General features: G+C 50.2%; 18 protein-coding genes. 11 read left to right on the top strand and 7 right to left on the bottom strand.

Going from position 1 to position 22,436, the window contains the following annotated elements; genetic code table 11:
• Positions 1-40 precede the first annotated feature (40 nt).
• Complete coding sequence (recG, locus tag QUF18_RS09760) at positions 41-2,173, bottom strand: ATP-dependent DNA helicase RecG (protein WP_289386869.1); 2,133 nt, start codon at positions 2,171-2,173, stop codon at positions 41-43.
• Between the two features lie 120 nt (positions 2,174-2,293).
• Between recG and QUF18_RS09755 the strand changes: the two genes are divergently transcribed.
• The 4 genes from QUF18_RS09755 to QUF18_RS09740 all read left to right on the top strand — a co-directional run bounded on the left by QUF18_RS09755 (position 2,294) and on the right by QUF18_RS09740 (position 7,691).
• Positions 2,294-2,596, top strand: coding sequence for an FAD assembly factor SdhE (locus QUF18_RS09755; RefSeq protein ID WP_289386868.1), 303 nt, complete (start codon positions 2,294-2,296; stop codon positions 2,594-2,596).
• Positions 2,597-2,639: 43 nt separating this feature from the next.
• A complete protein-coding gene (gene mfd, locus QUF18_RS09750) occupies positions 2,640-6,137 on the top strand; it encodes a transcription-repair coupling factor (protein ID WP_289386867.1) in 3,498 nt (1,165 codons plus the stop codon).
• Between the two features lie 21 nt (positions 6,138-6,158).
• Complete coding sequence (locus QUF18_RS09745; RefSeq protein ID WP_289386866.1) at positions 6,159-6,971, top strand: alpha/beta fold hydrolase; 813 nt, start codon at positions 6,159-6,161, stop codon at positions 6,969-6,971.
• Between the two features lie 186 nt (positions 6,972-7,157).
• Positions 7,158-7,691, top strand: a complete 534-nt coding sequence (locus QUF18_RS09740; protein ID WP_289386865.1) for a hypothetical protein — start codon at positions 7,158-7,160, stop codon at positions 7,689-7,691.
• A gap of 41 nt (positions 7,692-7,732) precedes the next feature.
• Here the strand turns inward: QUF18_RS09740 and QUF18_RS09735 are convergent, their stop codons facing one another.
• From QUF18_RS09735 to QUF18_RS09725, 3 genes are all read right to left on the bottom strand, one after another.
• Complete coding sequence (locus QUF18_RS09735; RefSeq protein WP_289386864.1) at positions 7,733-8,542, bottom strand: class I SAM-dependent methyltransferase; 810 nt, start codon at positions 8,540-8,542, stop codon at positions 7,733-7,735.
• A gap of 117 nt (positions 8,543-8,659) precedes the next feature.
• Positions 8,660-9,334, bottom strand: a complete 675-nt coding sequence (locus tag QUF18_RS09730; RefSeq protein ID WP_289386863.1) for a DsbA family oxidoreductase — start codon at positions 9,332-9,334, stop codon at positions 8,660-8,662.
• Positions 9,335-9,348: 14 nt separating this feature from the next.
• On the bottom strand, positions 9,349-11,088 hold the full coding sequence (locus tag QUF18_RS09725) for an extracellular solute-binding protein (RefSeq protein WP_289387159.1): 1,740 nt from the start codon (positions 11,086-11,088) through the stop codon (positions 9,349-9,351).
• A 701-nt stretch (positions 11,089-11,789) separates the two neighbouring features.
• Here QUF18_RS09725 and QUF18_RS09720 point away from each other — a divergent pair.
• The 3 genes from QUF18_RS09720 to QUF18_RS09710 all read left to right on the top strand — a co-directional run bounded on the left by QUF18_RS09720 (position 11,790) and on the right by QUF18_RS09710 (position 13,456).
• A complete protein-coding gene (locus tag QUF18_RS09720; RefSeq protein WP_289386862.1) occupies positions 11,790-12,407 on the top strand; it encodes an invasion associated locus B family protein in 618 nt (205 codons plus the stop codon).
• A gap of 170 nt (positions 12,408-12,577) precedes the next feature.
• Complete coding sequence (locus tag QUF18_RS09715; RefSeq protein WP_289386861.1) at positions 12,578-13,078, top strand: GNAT family N-acetyltransferase; 501 nt, start codon at positions 12,578-12,580, stop codon at positions 13,076-13,078.
• A gap of 84 nt (positions 13,079-13,162) precedes the next feature.
• Positions 13,163-13,456, top strand: coding sequence for a GNAT family N-acetyltransferase (locus QUF18_RS09710; protein WP_289386860.1), 294 nt, complete (start codon positions 13,163-13,165; stop codon positions 13,454-13,456).
• A gap of 242 nt (positions 13,457-13,698) precedes the next feature.
• Here QUF18_RS09710 and QUF18_RS09705 read toward each other — a convergent pair whose 3' ends face one another.
• The gene (locus QUF18_RS09705; protein ID WP_289386859.1) at positions 13,699-14,889 is read right to left on the bottom strand and encodes a YbfB/YjiJ family MFS transporter; all 1,191 of its coding nucleotides are present in this window, start codon (positions 14,887-14,889) and stop codon (positions 13,699-13,701) included.
• A 172-nt stretch (positions 14,890-15,061) separates the two neighbouring features.
• The gene (locus QUF18_RS09700) at positions 15,062-16,276 is read right to left on the bottom strand and encodes an NADP-dependent isocitrate dehydrogenase (protein ID WP_289386858.1); all 1,215 of its coding nucleotides are present in this window, start codon (positions 16,274-16,276) and stop codon (positions 15,062-15,064) included.
• 339 nt (positions 16,277-16,615) lie between these two features.
• On the opposite strand from QUF18_RS09700, the gene QUF18_RS09695 reads away from it, so the two are divergent.
• The 4 genes from QUF18_RS09695 (at position 16,616) to QUF18_RS09680 (ending at position 20,156) form a co-directional block, all read left to right on the top strand.
• Positions 16,616-17,488 (top strand): RNA methyltransferase, encoded by an 873-nt coding sequence (locus QUF18_RS09695; RefSeq protein ID WP_289386857.1) that lies wholly within the window; start codon positions 16,616-16,618, stop codon positions 17,486-17,488.
• Between the two features lie 45 nt (positions 17,489-17,533).
• Complete coding sequence (gene murI, locus QUF18_RS09690; protein ID WP_289386856.1) at positions 17,534-18,328, top strand: glutamate racemase; 795 nt, start codon at positions 17,534-17,536, stop codon at positions 18,326-18,328.
• A 196-nt stretch (positions 18,329-18,524) separates the two neighbouring features.
• Entirely contained in the window at positions 18,525-19,016 is a 492-nt protein-coding gene (locus QUF18_RS09685; RefSeq protein ID WP_289386855.1) for a GNAT family N-acetyltransferase, read from the top strand.
• Positions 19,017-19,103: 87 nt separating this feature from the next.
• The gene (locus QUF18_RS09680; protein ID WP_289386854.1) at positions 19,104-20,156 is read left to right on the top strand and encodes an alpha/beta hydrolase family protein; all 1,053 of its coding nucleotides are present in this window, start codon (positions 19,104-19,106) and stop codon (positions 20,154-20,156) included.
• Between the two features lie 52 nt (positions 20,157-20,208).
• Here QUF18_RS09680 and QUF18_RS09675 read toward each other — a convergent pair whose 3' ends face one another.
• Entirely contained in the window at positions 20,209-22,425 is a 2,217-nt protein-coding gene (locus tag QUF18_RS09675; RefSeq protein ID WP_289386853.1) for an esterase-like activity of phytase family protein, read from the bottom strand.
• Between the last annotated feature and the right edge of the window lie 11 nt (positions 22,426-22,436).

Here is a 22,436-nt window from a genome sequence, read left to right as displayed (position 1 = left end):
GTTTTATTTTAAGAAAGGCGGCATAATTGCCGCCTTTCTCTTATCCTGCTCTAAGTAGCCTGATAGCTTCATCACGACCGAAGATATAGAGCAGCATACGCAGTGCTTGGCCACGCTCAGAGTGCAGATCAATATCACGCTCCAGCATAAGGCGCGCATCTTTACGGGCTATTTCCAAAAGATCAGTATGCGCTTCCATTGACGCGAGTTTAAAGCCCGGTGTGCCGGATTGGCGGGTGCCGAGCAATTCACCTTCACCTCGCAGTTTCAGGTCTTCCTCGGCAATGCGGAAGCCGTCTTCCGTCTCACGCATCACCTGCAAACGCGCTTTGGCGATCTCACCTAAGGGGCCTTTATAGAGCAGCAGGCAGGTGGATGGCTTATCGCCACGCCCGACACGGCCACGCAGCTGATGCAATTGCGACAGGCCGAAACGCTCGGCATGTTCGATCACAATCACAGTTGCATCCGGCACATCAACGCCAACCTCAATCACCGTGGTGGCAATCAGCAGGCGGGTATCACCGCGCTTGAAAGCCAGCATCGCATCGTCTTTTTCCTGTCCGGTCATGCGGCCATGAATGAGGCCGAGCTTGTCTCCGAAAATCGGCTGGAACGATTGAAAGCGTTCTTCGGCAGAGGTCAGCTCAACATGCTCTGATTCTTCCACCAGCGGGCAAATCCAGTAGATTTTCTGTCCCTCGGAAATTGCTTTGCGCATCCGGTCAACAATTTCACTCAACCGCTCGCTCGGCACAATTGCTGTGGTGATTGGCTGGCGGCCTGCCGGTTTCTCAGTGAGTTTGGATACATCCATGTCGCCGAAGGCGGTCAGAACCAGCGTGCGTGGAATCGGTGTTGCGGTTATCACCAGCATATCCGGCGCACTGCCTTTGGCTGTCAGTTGCAAGCGCTGATGAACACCGAACCGATGCTGCTCATCAATAATCACAAAGACCAGATCATGATATTCGACCTTATCCTGAAACAGCGCATGGGTGCCGATGATAATATGGATTGTACCATCCGCCAGTTCATCAAGAATACGCTGGCGTTCCTTGCCTTTTTCACGCCCTGTCAGCAGTGCCGCTTTCAATCCGGCTTTTTCAGCCAGTGGCGCAATAGTGGCATAATGCTGGCGTGCCAGCACTTCTGTTGGTGCCATCAAAGCAGATTGCCCGCCGGATTCTGCCGCATGTGCCATAGACAGCAGACCGACCACGGTTTTACCGGCGCCGACATCACCTTGCAGCAGACGCAACATGCGCTCCGGTGCTTTAAGGTCAGTCATAATATCTTTGACCGCCTGTTCCTGACCTTTCGTCAGGCTATAGGGCAGGCTCGCTAATATCTGTGCGGTGATTTTACCGGTACCAATGAGCGGGCGACCGGACAGGCGTTTGGTTTTGGCGCGCACCAATGCCAGCGCCATTTGTCCGGCGAGAAACTCATCATAGGCGAGGCGGCGGCGCGAAGGGCTGTCCTGAGCAATATCTTCCGGCTCTTCCGGCAAATGCAGATGGTGCAGGGCTTGCGAGAAAGACGGAAAATTCTCCCGCTGCATCAGCGTTTTGTCCTGCCACTCCGGCAGATCGGGAATGCGTGTTAGCGCATCGCGCATGGCGCGCGCCAGAGTTTTGGGTGAAAGACCGGCGGTTAGCGGGTAGACTGGCTCAATCAATGGCAGATCATCGCTGCCGTCAATCGGCGCAATATGATCGGGATGCACCATTGAGGCGCGACCGTTGAACCATTCCACCTTGCCGGAGACGATGACTGTCTCGCCCAGTGGCAGACTTTTCTCCAGCCAGGGGCGCTGTGCATGGAAGAAAACCAGAGTTACTTCACCGGTATCATCATGGGCAAAGACGCGATGCGGCACGGAACCGCGCATAAAGGCGCCGGATTTACCACCCGATGGCGAGAACTGATATTCATCAACGGTCACCTCTAATGTGACCACGGCACCTTCCTGCGCAAAAGCTACACCCGGCCGATGGCGCCTGTCGATTACACTGTTGGGTGGCAAAAACAGTAATTGCCCCACGCGAGGCTCAAGCATGGCAGCGCTTTCTGCGCCGAGCAGTTTCAACAGCAGAGCAGAGACTTTAGGTCCGATACCGGTGAGGGTGCGGACAGATGCAAACAGGGGATCAAGCAGACTTGGACGCATAAAAACTAACTTACCTGCTTCTTATTGACTTGCAAGGCTGACATCGGGTTCATCCCGCGTTATATGGCTGGTAACATTATTGAATGCACGAGCTTTATGCGTTGTGCAAAGGAGAATGATATGAGCACAGGCAGTAAATTATCGGGCACCGAGGCAGGCGCACAGCTGGATACGCGTCGCCGCAAACTGCTGTTCCGCTCATGGCACCGTGGTATGAAGGAAATGGATCTGATCTTTGGTCAATATGCGGATATGCATATTGCAACCATGGATGAAGACACCTTGAATGAATTTGAGCGCCTGCTCGAAGTGCTCGACCGCGATCTGTTCAAGTGGATTACCGGTGAAGACAAAACACCAGAAGCTTTTGACACGATTTTGTTCCGTGATCTTATTTTGTTCCGCGATAAAATCGACTATTGATATTTTTCAATCAGAAGCTCGAGTAATATAGCAGAGACATCCTATGCCCGTATTTTCCAAACTTGGTCTGAAACCGGTACTCGTCAATCATGTGCTGATTGACGGTGTAGCCGATGGTTATGAAGCCTTTGTGCTGGCCAAGATTTTGGAGGAGGCGGGGGATAAAGGCCCTGTGCTGTTCATCGCGCGTGACGGGCAGCGTGTGGCGGATATTGAGCAGGTGATCGGCTTTATTATGCCGGAACTGCCGGTGCTGCATATTCCTGCATGGGATTGTCTGCCCTATGACCGCGTTTCCCCTGGTGCAACGGTCTCTGCCAGACGCTTAAATGCGCTGAGCCAGCTGAGCGCTTTGCGCCAACAGAAACATCCGGCACTGATTATTGCCACGGCCAATGCGGTGTTGCAGAAATTACCGCCACGCTCCGTTCTGGCCGAGCAGAGTTTCTCTGCACGCCCCGGCAATCGCGTTAATATGAATGAACTGACCCAGCGTCTTGAGCGCAATGGCTTTGAGCGCGTGCCAACGGTACGTGATGTCGGTGAATTTGCGGTACGCGGTGGTATTCTCGATCTCTATGTGCCGGGGGCAGAAGAGCCGCTGCGTCTGGATTTCTTCGGTGATACGCTGGAGAGTATCCGTGCGTTTGATCCGGCGTCACAGCGCACCACTGAGACCCGCAAGGAGTTCACTCTCCAGCCGATGAGCGAGATTACGCTCTCGCCGGATATGATCAGCCGTTTCCGTAAAAACTATATCGCCGCCTTTGGTGCGCCGTCCCGCGATGATGCACTGTATGCTGCGATCTCGGAAGGCCGCCGTTTTGCCGGTATGGAGCATTGGCTGCCGCTTTTCTATGACGAGATGGAAACGCTGTTCGATCATACAGGGGCAATGCCGGTTGTATTCGATCATCTGGTTCCGGAAGCCATTGCCGAGCGGCACAAGCTGGTGCTTGACCATTATGATGCCCGTCAGAAACAGGCTGAGGGCAAAGAAGCCGCAGATGCTATTCCCTATAAGCCGGTTGCACCAAGCCAGCTCTATATGTCGCTGCGGACGGTGGAAGAGGCGGCAGCGGCTAATGGCAAGCGCTATGACCTCACGCCATTTGAGGCACCGGAAGCCAGTGGCCGGCATATACTCCATGCAGGGGCGCATAAAGGCCGCAGCTTTGCCGAGGAACGCGCTGCTAAAGACATCAATTTGTTCGAGGCGGTAACCAAATATATCGCTGAACTTCGCGCGAGCGGCAAAAAGATCATGATCGCCGCATGGACAGAAGGCTCGCTTGACCGTCTGTTACAGGTGCTGGACGAACATGGTCTGGAAAAGATCGAGACGGTTAAAGACCTGCGCACTGTCAAAGCCCTGTCGCGTGACAAGATCACGGCGACTGTGCTGGCGGTTGAAAGCGGCTTTGATGCCGGTGATCTGGTGGTGGTGGCCGAGCAGGATATACTCGGTGACCGCCTGATCCGCCGCACGAAGAAACGCAAGCGCGATGCGGATTTCATTTCTGAGGCGGGTAGTCTGACCGCCGGTGATATTGTCGTGCATGTCGATCATGGTATTGGTAAATTTGTCGGCTTGCGTACAATTACTGCCGCTGGTGCGCCGCATGATTGTCTTGAACTGCATTATGCCGGTGATGATCGCCTGTTCCTGCCGGTTGAAAATATTGAACTGCTCTCGCGCTATGGTTCGGAAGGCTCAAGTGCTGTTCTGGATAAGCTCGGTGGTGGCGCATGGCAGGCACGCAAGGCCAAGCTCAAGAAACAGTTGCTGGAGATGGCCGGCCATCTCATTCGTATTGCTGCAGAACGCGCGATGCGTGGTGCGCCGGTGCTTCTGCCGCCGGAAGGTATTTACGGCGAGTTTGCCGCCCGTTTCCCTTATGATGAGACAGAAGATCAGCAACGCGCCATTGACGCGATCTTTGACGATCTGGGTGATGGCAAACCGATGGATCGTCTGGTTTGCGGTGATGTCGGATTTGGTAAAACCGAAGTAGCATTACGTGCCGCTTTTGTTGCAGCACTCAATGGCTATCAGGTGGCGGTTGTAGTGCCGACGACGCTGCTTTCGCGCCAGCATTTCAAAACCTTCTCCACGCGCTTTAACGGCTTGCCGATTAATGTCGCTCATGCCTCGCGTCTTGTTGGTAGCAAAGAACTGGCGCTGACCAAGAAGGGCGTTGAAGAAGGCACCGTGGATATCGTTGTCGGCACCCATGCGCTGCTTGGCAATTCGATCAAATTTAAAAATCTCGGCCTGCTGATTATCGATGAGGAGCAGCATTTCGGCGTGAAGCATAAAGAACGTCTGAAAGACCTGAAGTCCGATATTCATGTGCTGACACTTACCGCAACGCCGATCCCGCGCACCTTGCAACTGGCACTCACAGGCGTGCGTGAATTGTCGCTGATTACCACACCACCGGTTGATCGTATGGCGGTGCGTACCTTCATTTCGCCTTTTGACGCGCTGGTCATCCGCGAAACCCTTATGCGCGAGCGTTATCGCGGTGGTCAGAGCTTCTATGTCTGCCCGCGTATTTCCGATCTTGCTGAGATCAAAGAATTCCTTGACCAGCATGTGCCGGAGCTGAAAGTTGCTGTGGCCTTTGGCCAGATGCCAGCCGGTGAGCTGGAAGACATTATGAATGCTTTCTATGACGGGCAATATGATGTCTTGCTCTCCACCACCATCGTGGAATCCGGTTTGGATATTCCGACCGCCAATACCATGATTGTGCATCGTGCAGATATGTTCGGTCTTGCGCAGCTCTATCAGCTGCGTGGCCGCGTTGGCCGTTCCAAGCAGCGTGCATTCGCGCTGTTTACATTGCCTGCGGGCAAAACTCTGACACAGGCAGCTGAGCGCCGTCTCAAAGTGCTGCAATCACTGGATACTTTGGGCGCTGGTTTCCAGCTTGCCAGCCACGATATGGATATTCGCGGGGCGGGTAACCTGCTGGGCGATGAGCAATCGGGTCATATCAAAGAGGTCGGTTTCGAGCTTTATCAGCAGATGCTGGAAGAGGCGGTTGCCGAGCTTAAATCCGAAGGCCCAGTGGTTGATAGTCATTGGTCGCCACAAATTGCGGTTGGCACGGCGGTCATGATACCGGAAACTTATGTGCCTGATTTGCAATTGCGTTTGGGTCTCTATCGCCGTTTGGCCGATCTGGAAACAACGCAGGAGATCGACGGCTTTGGTGCCGAGTTGATCGACCGGTTTGGTCCGCTGCCGGAAGAAGTGCAGCACCTGCTCAAGATCGTGTTTATCAAGGCGCTGTGCCGCAAGGCCAATGTTGAGAAGCTGGATGCAGGGCCAAAGGGCGTTGTTATTCAGTTCCGCGATAAGACCTTCCCGAATCCGGCAGGTCTGGTGCAGATGATTGCCGCTCAGGGCTCGCTGTCAAAGATACGGCCGGATCAGAGCATTGTGTTTATTCGTGATTATCCGACGGCAGAAAAACGCCTGACCGGCTCCGCCGTTATCATGACACAACTGGCAAAAATCGCCGGAGAATAAGCAGATATAAGGGGAATAAAAATGCAAAAACAGCGTGTTGAAACCAGACATGGCCGCCTTGAAGTTATGACAAGTGCAGGCAAGGGCGCGCCGGTTTTGCTCATTCATGGCAATTCGGCCTGTAAAGAAGTGTTTCACAAGCAGTTTGAGTCTGATCTCGCGCATGATTTCCGGCTGATTGCTTTTGATCTGCCGGGGCATGGCGCATCTGCTGATGCTACTGATCCGCAAAAATCCTATACATTGCATGGCTATGCACAAGCCGCAGCCGATGTGTTGAAAGCGCTGGAAGTGTCCTCGGTCGCTGTGTTTGGCTGGTCGCTCGGCGGGCATATTGGTCTGGAAATGATCGCGCAGCAGGCGCCTGTCAGCCGTTTAATGATCACCGGCACACCGCCATTTGCCAAAGATGCGGATGCGGTCGGTCAGGCTTTTGTGCCGAGTGATGCGCTGCAATATGGTGGCCAGCGTGATTTGGATGATGCACAAGCGGCATCCTATGCGCGCCATGTGGTGCATCCAGATAAGCCGACGCCGGAATTTATGGTCGATGCCGTGCGCAGAACCGACGGACTGACCCGCCAGACAATGTTTGAGAATATTCTGGCAGAGAATATCGCCGACCAGCAACATGTGGCTGAAAATTGCCCGGTGCCGCTGGCTATTCTCAATGGCGCTGAGGATCATTTCATCAATAATGCGCATATCGCATCATTGAATTATAAGAACCTCTGGGAAGAAACGATCTTCCTGTTGCCGCAGACCGGCCATGCCGCTTTTCTGGAAAAACCGCAGGTTTTTAATCGTATTCTGTCGCGGTTCCTGCGCGGTTGATATATCTTTCTTATTATGACTGAGGTTCAAATCAACTACGGTCGGTTGATCTGAACTTTTTTTATATTGTAATATTGTTTTTTAAGTTTGGTTAAAAAATACCTAATAAGTATTATTGTTTAAATTAAGAGCATTTTCTACTGATGAATATTAATGTTTTTAAACTTTGATATTCAGAGGAAAATTATGCGTATTGGTGTTTTGCTTGTTTCTGGATTGCTGTTATCTGGCTGCATTAAGACTGTAGAAGAACGAAATAAAGAGCGGGAAGCATCTCCTGAAATTCAGACGATAATGCCGGTTATTATCGAGCAATGCCGCCTATCTGCTGAAGGGCAAAGTCCCACTGTTTCCTATGCTGCTTTACAAAAGTACGGCTTTCAAAAGGCGAATTTAAGTAACGGATATATTATCGGACTGAAAACACCGGGAGAAAAGAGCATATTCAGCGAGTGGGATCGTATTGGTGTCGTATTTAATCCAAAGCATCTGTTCGGCGAGTATAAAGGGTGTTCGATAACAACGAATATTACCGACTATGTAATTCCCTTAAATTTGGAAGTGCTCAAAAATTTTACAAAGGCCAGTTATTCAGTTGAAGTGATAAATAAAGGTGTGTTCTCCCTGAAGAAAGGAAGCACACGTATAAGCTCCATGGCGACCATAACGCGGTCACAAGGTAGTAGCTCTCTGGAAATTTCGATCACCAAAAGAAATTAAGGAAGCACAAGCTTCCTTAGAGTTAAGCCTGCGCTACTCGTTTATGATTTGCGCAGGCGAACGATCCAAGCAATCGGTGTAATGCGTGTGTCGGCAACCACATCTTCTTGTGCGGCTAATTCCTCCGAGGCCATTGGTTCAACACTGGCCTCAAGAATGAAACCTGCCGCGGTAATCATGCCGATCCATTCACTCAATGTCCGGTGAAAACGCGGAATATTGAATGGTTTGGATTGTTCACGCTCTGCCTGCGGCAGGCTCGAAAACCACCATGTCTCGACACTGCCGTCAATATTGGCAAAATAATCCGCCACTTGTACCGCAACAGCTTTACCATTCTCGTCACGAATATTCTTACGAAACGGTGGTACAAAACACGGATGCAGAATGGTGAACTGAAAGAATCCGTGTGGTTTGAGAATACGGAACACTTCTTTCAACACATCACCCTGTTGCGGCATATCCATCATCGACATAAAGGCACTGGCGAAGTCGAATTGTGCATCATCAAAAGGCAAGTGCAGAGCATCTGCGGTCAGATAGCGGATGCCGTGTGGTTCCTTTTGCTCATACTCTGTGGCATGGCGCACAAAAGTCGGGGCAATATCAATACCGGTCATAGTGGCACCGGCACGAGCCAGCGAGCGGGTATTAGCACCTTCACCACAACCGACATCCAGCCCGTTTAAGCCTTTGATGTTGGGCAGCATTTGCAGAAAAGCCGGTGTATGCAGCGCATCACGATAAATATCGTAGCCAGCACGGGCATGCTTCGTCCAAGTCTCGGCATTGGCTTCCCAATGATCTGCTGCCGAGCGTTTCAAAACGTCATTGTCGGTTTGATTTACCATGGGAAATGCCTTTTCAGGAGCAGGAAAAAGATGTGTGTAAAAGGATGAAAAACAAAAGCGGACTGATTAACAAACCAGTCCGCTTTTAAATAGTCCAATTATGTCAGAGATATTAAATTAGCGATCTTCGCTCAAACCCGGCTCAAAACCTTCGGAAATCTGACGAATAGCATCGGCCATAGCTTCAGCCGACTGCGCACCCATCACCGCATATTTCTGATCCAGAATAAAGCATGGCACGCCGGTTACACCCATCTGACCGGCAACGGCGATTTCTTCGCGCACATTGTCCGTATCAGTATCACCTTCAAGCAGAGTTTCGATGATGGTATATTCCAAACCGGCATCTTCTGCGGCTTCTACTAGTATTTCATGGCTGCCGATATTTTCGCCCTGTTCGAAATAGAGCGAGAACAATTCACCGACAACACGATCCTGCGCTTCTGCACTGACTTCGCCCGCCCAACGGATGAGGCGATGCGCATCCAGCGTATTCGGAGCCACTTCAATTGCATCAAAGTCGAACTCAATGCCTTCTTCTTTGCCGATAGCGATCAGCTGGTCATGCACTTCATTCACGCGACTCTGGGAACCGAGCTTTTCAACCAGATAGCGTTTGCGTTCTTTGCCAGCTGCCGGAATAGTCGGATCAAGCTGAAACGGACGCCAGCGCACTTCGATATTCAGCTCAGGCAGCATTTCAAGCGCTGCTTTCAGACGTTGACGACCGAGAAAGCACCACGGGCAAACGACATCGGAAATAACATCAATTGTGATTTGTTTATTTGTCATGGAAGTACCAGTCATCATTTGTTGTTCGGGGCTGTTTCAACCCACCATGTAGGGAACTGAAAGCCATATAGCGAGGTTTTATCGGGATATTTAATATGTGACCAGCGTGCAACCTGCTGTTTGGGTAAATAATAGAGCGGCAGATAATAGCTGCCGGAAATCAGCAACCGGTCAAATGCCCGCACAGCATCAACGAATGCAGGGCGATCTTTAGCAGCAAGCATGGCCTCAATCATCGCATCAAGCGCTTCATCCTGTGCACCCGGATAGTTGAAACTGCCCAGAGCCTCACGTGAATCGGAACCCCAACGCATCCATTGCTCATTGCCGGGAGAAAGCGACGCTGTGAGGGCGCCGATAATTATATCATAATCGAAGTTTTGCAGGCGTTGTTGATATTGAGCATCATCGGCACTGCGGATTTCTGCAAGAATACCAAGACGCGCGAGATTACGCTTATAAGCGAGCGCCAGTTTTTCTTCATCAACCGAGCGGGTCATGATTTCAAAGCTCAGGCGCGTGCCTTGCGGTGTGGTCGCCACACCATTGGTGAAGGTAAACCCTGCTTCCATAAGCAAGTCATAGGCCTTTTTCGCCGGTTCGCGATCATGGCCGCTGCCATCTGTCATGGCAGGTTGCCAGGTCCCGTCCAGTGTTTCAGGCAACAGCTTGTCACGATAGGCTGCAAGCAGTTGTTTTTCGCCATCCGAGGCGGGGCGGCCAACAGAGGATAATTCCGAGCCCTGCCAGAAGCTGGCCATACGGTCATATTGACCGGCAAACAAGGAGCGGTTTGCCCATTCAAAGTCAAATAGCTCTGAAAGCGCACGGCGCACTTTTACATCCGCAAATTTCTCGCGCCGTGTATTGAAGACAAAGCCGAGCATATTGGCTGGCGTGCCTTTGACAAAGGTGTCTTTAATAATTTTGCCCTGTGTTACCGCAGGGAAATTATAGGCCTTGCTCCAGTGATTGGGTGAACCGTCAATATAGACATCGACAATCCCTTTTTTGAACGCCTCAAAATAGGAGGTTTCATTGCGGAAATATTCGATGGTGATCGTGTCGAAATTGTTGAAACCGGCGCGGCTTGGCAGGTCTTTTGCCCAATAATCCGGATTGCGCTGATAGGTAATGCGCTCACCCGGTTTTACATCTTTAATAATATAAGGGCCGCTGGCAACCGGAGGCTTCAGCGAGGCTTTGCCGAAAGTTTCCGGATCAACCGCATGTTTTGGCAGCACCGGCATAGTGCTTGCCAGCAGTAACGGAAACTCTCTGTTTGCTTTATCATTGAACGTAAAGCGGATGCCGCGCTCGCCGATTTTCTCGATTTTGTCGATCTGCTTCATGCGTGCATTAAATGGCGGACGCCCTTTTTCGGTCAGAATTTCATAGGTGAAAATCACATCATCCGGTGTTACCGGCTTGCCGTCTGACCAGCGGGCTTTCGGGTTCAGTGTAAATTCAATGAAGCTGCGCGCATCATCAATCTCAACACTTTCAGCCAGCAAACCATAGAGTGTAAAAGGTTCATCTGTTGAGCGCTGCATCAGTGGCTCAAACACTAGATTGCCGAAATCACCGTCAATGAACATAGCGCGCGCTGTGGTGCGCATACTCTGCAGAACAAACGGGTTGAGGCTGTCGAAAGTACCCACCACACCATAGGTGATGCTGCCACCTTTCGGTGCTTGCAGATTGGTATAGGCGAAGTTTTTATAGTCTGCCGGTAGCGCAATATCTCCATGCATGGAAAGCGCATAGGAAGGTACAGAACTCTGCTTCAAGACGTCCGTTTGATTTACGCTTTGAGCGTGCGCCGAAATATTGCCAAGCGAAATACCGGATGCAGCCGCCAAAACAGATGTTCCCAGCATGGCAAGCAGATGACGCCTGTTAATGGTGTGCGGGAAGGGCAGGTAAGGCTGTCTCATAGGTCAATCACTATCCGAAATCTTGTCAATATGCGTAGTTTTGTCAGGAATTGGCTTGGTTTTATTGAGGTTTACTCTGTTTCGGAAATATCCGTAAACCCTTGTAAATTTGATTCGTGTCAGATGCACCGCATAAAATGCCTGTTTGACGCGAATATGCAGCAAACCACAGAATTATCATACCCGAAATTAAGCCGTTGGTTTTGTAATTCTGGTCATAGATACCGGAATTACGTTGTTTTTATAGCGCAAATCGACGTTAAAAAACTATGGTTAACAATTCGGTACTGGATAAAACGCTACAGCCGGTGTAACACCGCAAGTAACGCAGGGTCACGCTGTTGCCGTAATTTATTCGCAGTCATACATGCGAAATTCGGTTCACCAGTTGATCCGCAACGGGAAGTGCTGTTTTGCAGTGTGAAACAGCTGTTCTCTCAAACATATAAGTGCTGTTTGTTTATGCAATACAGTGCATCCAGAATTCAGATCAGAGTGTTGAAAGGAACCTGTTGATCATGACCAACACGAAGACATTCGCTGCCGCTTCCGCAATCGCCGGCGCTGTTGCCCTGCTTGCAACTGCTTCCATTCCGGCCACAGCTCAACAGCTGCCGCCGCAGGGATGGTTCAAGGTCTGCTCGAAGCAGGAAGACAATGATATTTGCAACACGCAGAATATCGTCACTGCAGATTCCGGCCAGCTTTTGACTGCGATCAACCTGATTGAAATCAAAGGTAAGATTAACCGTAAGATTTTCCAGGTTTCTGTTCCGACCGGCCGTCTGATCCCTGCGGGTATCGGCATGCAGATCGATGCCAACAAAACCACTAAAATCGAATACGGCATCTGCTTCCCTGATCGTTGTATCGCTGAAGCTCCGCTGACAGATGAAATGGTCAATGCGCTGAAAAAAGGCGGCAAACTGACCCTTACATCCGTAAATTTCCAGAATAAGCCAAATCCGATCTCTGTTCAGCTCACCGGTTTCTCCGATGCTCTGAGCGGCAAGGGTCTGCAGCAGAATGAAATTGAACAGCGTCAGAAAGAACTTCAGGACGCAGTTCAGAAGCGCCAGAAAGAATTTGAAGCCAAGATGAAGGCAGAACAGGAAAAGGCGAAAGCCGGTAACTGATCTGATCGTCAGGAAACAGATTTTAAGGGCGCCTTTGGCGCCCTTTTTTATTTAGCGCGTTTCGATCTGATCCAATCAGATCGGCGCTCTAATCATTTGTTTTACCGCGCATCTTTTCCGAAAACCGTTTCACACTTTTCGGGATGCGCTCTAATTTATAGGAGGAAAAAATGACAAGACCTGAATTAATAACGCAACGTCTGAAACTGCGAATTTACTCAGCGCAGGATGCTGAAGAAATGTACAGCCATATTACGCCAACACTTACCCGTTTCATGGCATGGGAACCACCTGCAACCTATGAGGAATTCATGGAGAATAAGGTTCTCTGGGAAGAGCGCTTTTTGCAGGGAACGGATTATCATTTTGTAGCCAGAGATCTGCAAACCGGACGCTATATCGGTGTTGTTGGCGTTCATCGCGCGAGCACAGCCACGCCGGAATTTGGTGTATGGATGAGCGAGGATGTGCACGGGCAGGGCTTTGGTAAAGAAGCTGTCACTGCGGTTTTCAACTGGGCGAAGGAAGTCTTACAAGTGGATTATTTTATCTATCCGGCAGCTGATGAAAACTGGGCGAGCCGCAAGATCGCGGAATCTCTGGGCGGACAGCTTGTCTCTTCTGAGCAAAAGCCGAAATATATGTCGGTGACCTATCATATTCCGGTATGAAACATATGCAGCTAGTCATAATTTCTTGGAATTGCTGAACATTGCTGAGATCATATCATCGGGTTTCTTTTAAAAGGAAACCCGATGATAACAGTGATTAGAACACAGCGCATGATCCTGCGTCCGTTCACAGCAGAAGACGCAGACGACATTTGGCCGTGTATGACTGCGAATTTGGCACGCTATATGCGCTGGGAGCCGCCTGCGTCGGAAGAAAATTTTGAGAAAATTTGGCGCAGATGGCCGGTGCAATTGGCCGAGGAAAGCAATTGTGTTTTTATAGCGCGGAATAAGCAGGATCAGTCCTTTATCGGCTTGTTTGGAATGCATGGTTTTAAAACACCGACACCGCGTTTGGGACTTTGGGTGCGTGAGTAGCTGCACCGACAGGGGTTGGGGCCGGAAGGTATCGGCTCCATCATGAACTGGTGTCGTGAATATTATTCACCGGATTATTTTATTTATCCTGTTGCAGAAGAAAACAGCCCCAGTCGCAAGCTTGTGGAAGGACTGGGTGGTAAGCCCGTAACAACCGAACAAGACCCTAAATTCAAGCTGATAATTTATCACATTTCTGCGTGAGAGTTTCTATATTGTTTATGGCCGGATATGGCCGGTCATTAAGCTTGCACAAGATCGCGCTGCGCGACACCGCAAATCACCGCGAGCAATAACAGGCTTGCCGATGCCCATAAACCACTTGAGAGATTATGGGTCAGGTCATTGATAAAGCCGATCAACACAGGGCCGACGATTTGCCCGATAGAAAACATTACGGTCATCATACCGATAGCCGCCGCCCAGCCTTGTGGCGGCAGATTACGGCGCACATAGACTGTTGTAGAAGCAACCACGGCAAAAAATGCACAGCCGAAACTGGCAGCGGAAACCATCAGCACCGCAGTACCTGACGAGAAAATCGGCAGCAACGATGCAGTCAATGTGATCAACGACAGCAGTGCAAAGCCGTAGCCGTGCAGGACTTTTTTCTGAATACCGGCGCAAACCCACGGCGATGCAATGGCACCAAGGCCGATCACAAACCAGAAAGCCGATTGCAGCATTGCGCCACCACCGGAATTCTGCACCCATGCGATCATGAAGGTCATATAGGCAATATAACCGGCACCAACGAACAGATAGCCCGCTAATATTCCGCTCATTGCTTTGTAATCGACGCGGTAAGGACTGATCTTCTGATTTGGTCTGTAAACGGTCACATTCTGTCCGCGCGCACCGATCAGTAGCATTGCAAGAGGTGCGGCAAGTAAAGCGAGTACAGCCCAGGCATAAGGCCATGAACCATCTCCGAGATAGGACATCAAAAAAGGAATGACGAGGCCGGACAGAAATATACCGATACCGGGCCCTGCATAAAATATGCCGAGCATAACGGAGCTGCGCTCCGGATAGCGCTGGGCAAGGCCGGTTGTCAGCAGCCCGCCAGCGACAAAAGCCAGACCGGCACTGAGACCGGCAACAAAACGCAGCAGATTGAGAATAAGCACATCGCGGAAAACAGCGCACAGCGCCAGTGATGCCACAACAATCCAGATATTGATGACCATCATTTTATAGGCGCTGATATAGCGCAACAGGCGTGATGCCAGCAAAGCGCCGAACAGATAGCCGATACCATTGCTGGTATTCATCCAGCCTGCATCGGCATAAGACCAGTGCAGATCAGCCCGCATATTCGGTAGCACAAGCGCATAAGCAAAACGTGCAAAACCTAATCCCAGTGCCGGAACCATTGCCAAGGCCAGAACAACGGCCAGTGCATTTTCATTTTTATCGGGCTGGGGATTCATGCTTTGTTATTCCGAACTTATTTCATACGGAGTTTATAGAGGATTTATGCTGTTGCGGTGATGAGTATTCTTCATGATGCACAATGAAGTGATGTTATGGTGCAGGCGTACAACACCAATAAAAAACCCCGCCTGAATGATCAGGCGGGGGTTTTTACAAAATCATGACTGATTAAGCAGCCATTGCTTTCTGCAGGTTTTCATCGATCTTGTCGAGGAAGCCTGTTGTGGACAGCCAAGGCTGATCCGGACCGATCAGCAGAGCCAGATCCTTGGTCATGAAGCCGGATTCAACGGTGTCTACGCAAACTTTTTCCAGAGTATCAGCAAAGCGCTTCAGCTCGGCATTGTCGTCGAGTTTAGCGCGGTGCGCCAGACCACGAGTCCAAGCGAAGATCGAAGCGATCGAGTTGGTTGAGGTTTCCTCACCCTTCTGATGCTGGCGATAGTGACGGGTTACTGTACCGTGGGCAGCTTCTGCTTCAACGGTCTTGCCATCCGGTGTCATCAGAACCGAGGTCATCAGGCCGAGCGAGCCGAAGCCCTGTGCCACGATGTCGGACTGCACGTCACCGTCATAGTTCTTACAAGCCCAGACATAACCGCCGGACCATTTCAGAGCCGAAGCAACCATGTCGTCGATCAGGCGATGTTCGTACCAGATCTTGGCTTCTTTGAACTTCTCAGCGAATTCAGCCTGATAAACTTCTTCGAAGATATCTTTGAAACGGCCGTCATAGGCTTTGAGAATGGTGTTCTTGGTCGACAGATAAACCGGATAGTTGCGCTGCAGGCCGTAGTTCAGCGATGCACGGGCAAATTCACGGATGGATTCGTCGATATTGTACATAGCCATGGCTACACCGGCGGATGGTGCATCATAGACTTCGTGTTCAATGGTTTCGCCGTCTTCACCAACGAATTTGATCGACAGCTTGCCTTTGCCTGGGAATTTGAAATCAGTCGCGCGGTACTGATCACCAAATGCGTGACGGCCGACGATGATTGGCTGTGTCCAGCCTGGAACCAAACGCGGTACGTTTTTGCAGATGATTGGTTCGCGGAAGATTACGCCGCCGAGAATGTTGCGGATTGTGCCGTTTGGCGACTTCCACATTTTCTTGAGCTTGAATTCTTCAACGCGGGCTTCATCAGGGGTGATGGTGGCGCATTTTACACCAACGCCGTGTTCCTTGATCGCATTTGCTGCATCAATGGTAACCTGATCATTGGTCGCATCGCGGTGTTCTACCGACAGATCATAATATTTCAGATCGATGTCGAGATATGGATGGATGAGTTTGTCTTTGATAAACTGCCAGATGATGCGGGTCATCTCATCGCCGTCAAGCTCAACGACGGGATTAGCAACTTTGATCTTTGCCATAAAAACCTCTCCTTCATGAAGTTGCGCTTCTCATAGCACTGCTTAGGCGGCAGGCAAAGCGCTAACCGCCGCTTGAGAACAGGAATAATAAAAATCTCCGCAGAATATGGTTTTTTATGATTTCAAAATACACAAACTATATTCACGATGGTGTGACGGATACAAAAAGTGAGTATAGTTTGCTCGAGGAACCGGCTGGCAGCGATTCAGTTTTTTGAAATGAAGGCAGTTTAAATGTTATGCATGGTTTGAATTTCGCCACTCTTCCGTTTAAGAAAAGCGCGAAAAGCGCAGTCGGAATATCTCTTTCTGCACAAAAAATTTAGTTTTGAGAAGATAATGGCCGGTACAGACAAACAGCGCACGATGATTTCAGAAGGTCCAGCAATCATTCTGGTAGAGCCGCAATTGCCGGAAAATATTGGCATGGTGGCGCGCGCGATGGCCAATTTTGGTTTAGGTGAATTGCGTCTGGTCAATCCGCGTGAAGCCTTTCCGAATGACAAAGCTCGCTCTGCGGCGAGCAAGGCCGATCATATTATCGACAGCGCAATACTTTATGATGATCTGCCTTCGGCGCTGACTGATCTCAACTTTGTTTATGCCACGACCGCCCGTGAGCGAGATGGTTTCAAACAGGTGCGCGGGCCCGTTGAAGCAGGAAAAATCCTGCGCCATAAATTCCGCACCGGTGAGAAAACCGGCATTTTGTTTGGCCGTGAGCGCGTTGGCCTGAAAAATGATGAAGTGGGTCTGGCTGATGAGCTGGTGACATTTCCGGTTAATCCGGCTTTTGCTTCGCTGAATATCGCGCAGGCTGTGCTGCTGATGTCTTACGAGTGGATGAAATCCGGTCTGGAAAATGAAACCGATACGGTGTTCCGTGGACCTGAATTACAACCGGCGAATAAAGAATATCTACACGGTTTCTTTAATCATTTGGAGGAAGCTCTGGATACGCGCGGTTATTTCCGTCCGGAAGCGCGTAAAGAGATTATGGTGAATAATCTGCGGGCAGTGCTGACCCGTCCGGCATTTGCGGAAGCTGAAATCCGCTTGCTGCGCGGCGTGTTGACATCGCTGGATTATTTCTCGCCAAAGAGCCCGCGTGGATCCGGCGCGCCCGAAGGCCGCGCCAGAATACCTAATGATGCCGTGCATAAGGACGGGGCAGAGAATACTGAGCAGGATAAACCGGACGAGAAGTCCTGAGGCAGGTTTGCAATGCATCATTTCGCGCAATACACCCATACACATATGAGCAGCAGTAAGGACGCACCGATTATCGTTTTTGACAGCGGTATCGGCGGACTTACAGTGCTGCGTGAGGCGCGGGTGTTAATGCCTGACCGCCATTTTATCTATGTGGCGGATGATGCAGGGTTCCCCTATGGCTCATGGGAAGAGCCTGCTCTGCGCGAGCGTATTGTTTCCTTATTTGCTGATCTGATCCGTCGCTATCAACCGCAACTTTGTGTCATTGCGTGTAATACCGCATCGACACTGGTGCTCGACGATTTGCGCGAGGCTTTTCTCGATACACCTTTTGTTGGCACAGTTCCGGCGATTAAACCGGCTGCCGAGCGCACGCATTCTGGTCTTGTCTCGGTTCTGGCAACTCCGGGTACGGTAAAGCGTGCCTATACGCGTGATTTGATCCAGTCTTTCGCCTCGCAATGTCATGTGCGCCTTGTTGGCGCAGACCGGTTGGCCACATTGGCCGAAGCGCATATTCGCGGTGAAAAAATTGATGATGAGCTGGTGCTGGAGCAAATCACACCTTGCTTTATTGAGCAGGATGGCAAGCGCACAGATATCGTGGTGCTGGCCTGCACACATTACCCGTTTCTGGCGAATGTATTCCGTCGTTTGGCACCATGGCCGGTAGATTGGCTTGATCCGGCAGAGGCAATTGCACGACGCATGTTGTCTCTGTTGCCGGAGAATAAAGATAAAAGCCTGAATCACCATGAGGATTTGGCTGTCTTCACATCCGGCAAGCCGGATTATGCGATCCGGCGGTTGTTGCAGGGCTTTGGCTTGCGCAACTGACCGGCATTTGCGTTTTTTAAATTCAACTTATAATAAATTCATGCAAGATATTGTATTTATTGATTTATAATGAGTTGTTATTATGAGCTATTTAAAACTTTCTACAGCGCCTATAGTTTCATATTAAAAAAATTTAGCTTGTTGCAGGTCGTTATTATGATGCATCATATTGTGATAAATATTGATGGGGATCATAATGGTATTGTGGGATTTTAATATCAGACCGGCACAAGCAGGCGAAGGACAAGCGCTTTATGATGTGACGCGCTTGTCAATTCTGGCGTCAGGTCAGAGTTTCTACAGCTCAGACCAATTGGCCGGATGGATGGGCGCTCGTACAGCAGAGACCTATGAGGTGATTATTGCCAAGGGCAATGTGATTGTCGCTGTTCAAGATGATAAAATTGCCGGTTTTGTTGATGCTGAAGCCGGAGAGGTAACGCGTCTGTTTTTGCTGCCGGAAGCGATAGGCACCGGCCTTGGCAAAAATTTACTCAAACTTGGCATTGAAACTGCAAAGCGCGATTATACGGGGGATATCCGCGTTGAAGCAACGCTTAACGCGGAAAGTTTCTACGCACATCATGGGTTCAAGACGGTCGAACACGGGGTTTTCTCGCATGGGGTAGGCGGCGAGCCGATTGCCATTGTGCATATGGTTTTGGTTCAAACTTCTACTAAAAGATAACCTTGATTGTGTTTCAGGTCTCTGGCATTGGCGCTTCATAATAGTCTATTTTTATTAGGGAATTGCCATTTATCGGAGATTTTGCATATGAAACGGACTATCGCCGTATTAGCGGGCGCTTTTATTGCTTTTACATCTCTCAACAGTTTTGCACTGGCCATTGAACAGACGGGCTTTCGGCAGGTTGAATTGTCTGACGCAGACGGAAAACGTGATCTGAAGCTTGCACTCTGGTATCCGACAGCAGACACAAAACCAGCCGAAATGATTGGTGAAAATCGGGTTTTTAATGGTATTCAGGCGATTAATGATGCTTTGCCTGACGGTAAAACACATCCGCTTGTGGTGTTGTCACATGGTTATGGAGGCAGCTGGCGTAATCTCAACTGGTTGGCAGGTGAGCTGGTCGGGCAGGGCTATATTGTTGCGGCTCCCGATCATCCGGGTACCACCACATTTAATCGTGACAAAGAGCAGGCTGCAAAGCTCTGGGAGCGTCCGCATGATCTGAGCCGCGTGATTGATGCTGTGACCATTGACAGCGCCTTAGCAGGCAAGGTTGAGCCTAAGCGTATTGCTGCGATTGGCCATTCTCTCGGCGGCTGGTCAGTCGTGGCTTTGGCCGGTGCAAAGTTTGATCCTGAGCGTTTTGAGAAGGACTGTAAAACCAATCCCAACCCGCGTATTTGTGGCCTGACAGATGAGCTGATCAACCCGCAGGGCGATGTTGCAGCTGAAAAGCTTAAAACCATGAAAGCCGATCCGCGTATTGGTGCGATTGTTTCACTTGATCTGGGGCTGGCGCGTGGTTTTACAACGGAGAGTTTGAAGGCCATTCATGTGCCTGCACTGATCTTTGGTGCTGGCGTTGATATTGGTGATCTGCCTGCCAAAATGGAATCCGGCTATATCGCAACGAATATGCCAAATAAAGCCACACAATATATCGAGATCGCGGATGCGGCACATTTCAGCTTCATGCAGATTTGCAAAGTCGGTGCAGTAGAAATGATTGAGGCCGAAATGCCGGGAGATGGTATTGTCTGCAAAGACGGAGTTGGACGCAGCCGCGAGGCGATCCATCGTGAAGTCACCGATAAGATTATCGCTTTTTTGGCAAAATCCATTCCCGCCCAATAATGCAAAAAGGCCGCTTTATAGCGGCCTTTTCTTTTAGAGAGCCTTGGGAGGCTTATTGTGCTTTCAATTCGCTGACTTTACCGACAGTGAAGAATTGGGTTTCACCGCTGGAACCGTCAACACCGTCATTATCGGTCACAACATAGCCGATGCCGTTTTTGTCGATGGCGAAGCCTTCAACTTTGTCCGGCACAAAGCCATTGAGTTTCTTGAGATCAGGTATGAAATCATAGACCAGTGTCTTACTGACAACCGGCAGTTTCTCACCGATTTTAGCCGGTTTCAAGTCTGCCAGAGCCACTTTGTAAAGGCGCTTATTAACGGCTTCCTTGCCAATCAGATTATCGCGCTCAACAATATAAAGCTGGCCGTCATGGACAGTCACTTCAGAAAGACCAACCCAGCCTTTTTCCTTTTTATCCAACGGATAGGCAACAGCAACCCATTCTTCGCTCTTCAGATTGTAGCTGAGGATTTTGACATTGCCCTTTTCGTCATCTGCCCATTCGCGCTGTACAACCATCCAGAGCGTTTCATTATCGCCTTCACCAGTACGGGTAATACCTTCAAGACCGAAGCGGGTCTGGTGCTTGAGCAGGTCTTCAGGCAAAGCGATTTCCTTTTTGATCTCGCCTTTTTCATTTACATTGAGAATTGCATGCGGAACGAGCTTCTTCTGATCGCCTTCGTTGGCCAGCCAGAAACCGCCTTTACCATCCGTGGTAATGCCTTCAAGATCAAGCTTTTGCGCGGCATCTTTACCGCGTTTTACCAGCAGAGCTGAAGTGATTTTCGCAGGCTTCTGGTTGGCATCAATCGTGTAGATGGTTGGTGCAGCATAATAGGCGGAGTCAGAGATGGCATAGAGAATGCCGTCTTTGCTTTCATCAGCAACCAGACCGGACAGAGCGCCCCAGCCGATTGGTGTGCCTTCTTCGGTCAGTTCCGAAATCAGTTGCGGGTAGGCGGCAGGCTTATCCTGCAATTCATAGATCATCACATGAGAGCGGGCACCGCCGTCTTCACCCAGATCGGTTTCATTGGCAGTCACCAGCAGGTTGCGCGACGGGATTGCCAGAACACCTTCAGGACCAATGCCGGATGGCAGCAGTTGAACGAATTCAGGGTCTTTGCCGGTATCTTTATAAACGCTGACCATCGAGCCGCGTTCACTGGCGATAAACAGGTAATCTGTATCACCGAAGCGACCGACTTCAGCACCTTCCAGCTCTACGCCTTTCTTGTTGCGCTTTTCCGGATAATGGCCATGGGCTGCAATCTTATGCTCCAGCGTATTGCCTGAATCATAGAGCACTTTGCCGCTTGTATCGAAAATGGTGAAACCGCGGGAGCCGCCTTTATAGTCACCTTCATTGGCGGTCAGCAGACGATCATCACCAATCCATTTAATGGTATCTGGCTCGCGGGCAACATTCTTCATTTCGCCGTTGAACTTGATCTGGCCGTCTTTCTTGGTATCGATCTTGTCGAGATCAACTGTGCCGGCAGAGAAGTGCGATGTGATTTTGCCGGAAGCAGCATCAACGATCGCGATATGGTTGTTTTCCTGCAGGGTAACAGCAATTTCATTTTTGTTGTTGAAGGAAACGAATTCCGGCTCTGGATCTTCCGGCGCGATTTCTGCAATGCCGGTCATATCCACGACCTTCATTGTCTTACAGTCAGGCTTGCCGTCTTTGAGGTCGAGAATAACCAGATTACCGGCAGGCAGCTGCGGCATCTCACCGTCATTGAGGTCTTCATCGCGTTCATTTTCAATAGCGACGGCGAGGAATTTTTTATCCGGTGATACGGCAACGGAATCCGGCTGGCCGCCGAGATCACAACTCATTTCAACCTTGCGCGAAGCAATATCAATGACATCGAGACGACCGGATGGTTTCACATAGCTTTCTGATGTGTTGACACCGGCGAAAACACGCTTGCCTGCAACAGTCACCGAAGTCGGTTCGCCTTCAACCTTGAGAACGCCACCGGCTTTCGGATTTTTAGGATCGGTAATGTCAACAAAACCGATGCCGCCATATGGACTGTCGGAATAGATCAGCATGTTGCCGTCTTCCGAAACCGTAATGATTTCCGAAGAGGTTGCTGTCTTGGCATCTGCGTCTTTCGGCAGGTTGTCTGTTACCGCAAAGCTGGCAATACGGTTGAAAACCGGCTCAGCGGAAGCGGAAAAGGCAACAGAGCTTGCCAGTGTGGCAGTAAGAGCGGTGATGAGAGAAAGTCTCATGGAACGGCGCGACATAGATATCCCCG

Origin of the sequence: Pseudochrobactrum kiredjianiae, from assembly GCF_030362795.1 — a bacterium.
Taxonomy (GTDB): domain Bacteria; phylum Pseudomonadota; class Alphaproteobacteria; order Rhizobiales; family Rhizobiaceae; genus Pseudochrobactrum; species Pseudochrobactrum kiredjianiae.
The sequence above is the reverse complement of the archived record's forward strand: the minus strand, read 5'-3'. Positions and strand labels throughout refer to the sequence as shown.

Coding starts and splice junctions, on each gene's coding strand:
- QUF18_RS09695 (WP_289386857.1), top strand. CDS start 16,616: ATGGCCGGTACAGACAAACAGCGCACGATGATTTCAGAAGGTCCAGCA.
- QUF18_RS09680 (WP_289386854.1), top strand. CDS start 19,104: ATGAAACGGACTATCGCCGTATTAGCGGGCGCTTTTATTGCTTTTACA.
- QUF18_RS09720 (WP_289386862.1), top strand. CDS start 11,790: ATGACCAACACGAAGACATTCGCTGCCGCTTCCGCAATCGCCGGCGCT.
- QUF18_RS09740 (WP_289386865.1), top strand. CDS start 7,158: ATGCGTATTGGTGTTTTGCTTGTTTCTGGATTGCTGTTATCTGGCTGC.
- QUF18_RS09705 (WP_289386859.1), bottom strand. CDS start 14,889: ATGAATCCCCAGCCCGATAAAAATGAAAATGCACTGGCCGTTGTTCTG.
- murI (WP_289386856.1), top strand. CDS start 17,534: ATGAGCAGCAGTAAGGACGCACCGATTATCGTTTTTGACAGCGGTATC.
- QUF18_RS09715 (WP_289386861.1), top strand. CDS start 12,578: ATGACAAGACCTGAATTAATAACGCAACGTCTGAAACTGCGAATTTAC.
- QUF18_RS09725 (WP_289387159.1), bottom strand. CDS start 11,088: ATGCATGGAGATATTGCGCTACCGGCAGACTATAAAAACTTCGCCTAT.
- QUF18_RS09730 (WP_289386863.1), bottom strand. CDS start 9,334: ATGACAAATAAACAAATCACAATTGATGTTATTTCCGATGTCGTTTGC.
- QUF18_RS09675 (WP_289386853.1), bottom strand. CDS start 22,425: ATGTCGCGCCGTTCCATGAGACTTTCTCTCATCACCGCTCTTACTGCC.
- recG (WP_289386869.1), bottom strand. CDS start 2,173: ATGCGTCCAAGTCTGCTTGATCCCCTGTTTGCATCTGTCCGCACCCTC.
- QUF18_RS09745 (WP_289386866.1), top strand. CDS start 6,159: ATGCAAAAACAGCGTGTTGAAACCAGACATGGCCGCCTTGAAGTTATG.
- QUF18_RS09685 (WP_289386855.1), top strand. CDS start 18,525: ATGGTATTGTGGGATTTTAATATCAGACCGGCACAAGCAGGCGAAGGA.
- QUF18_RS09755 (WP_289386868.1), top strand. CDS start 2,294: ATGAGCACAGGCAGTAAATTATCGGGCACCGAGGCAGGCGCACAGCTG.
- QUF18_RS09700 (WP_289386858.1), bottom strand. CDS start 16,276: ATGGCAAAGATCAAAGTTGCTAATCCCGTCGTTGAGCTTGACGGCGAT.
- mfd (WP_289386867.1), top strand. CDS start 2,640: ATGCCCGTATTTTCCAAACTTGGTCTGAAACCGGTACTCGTCAATCAT.
- QUF18_RS09710 (WP_289386860.1), top strand. CDS start 13,163: ATGATAACAGTGATTAGAACACAGCGCATGATCCTGCGTCCGTTCACA.
- QUF18_RS09735 (WP_289386864.1), bottom strand. CDS start 8,542: ATGGTAAATCAAACCGACAATGACGTTTTGAAACGCTCGGCAGCAGAT.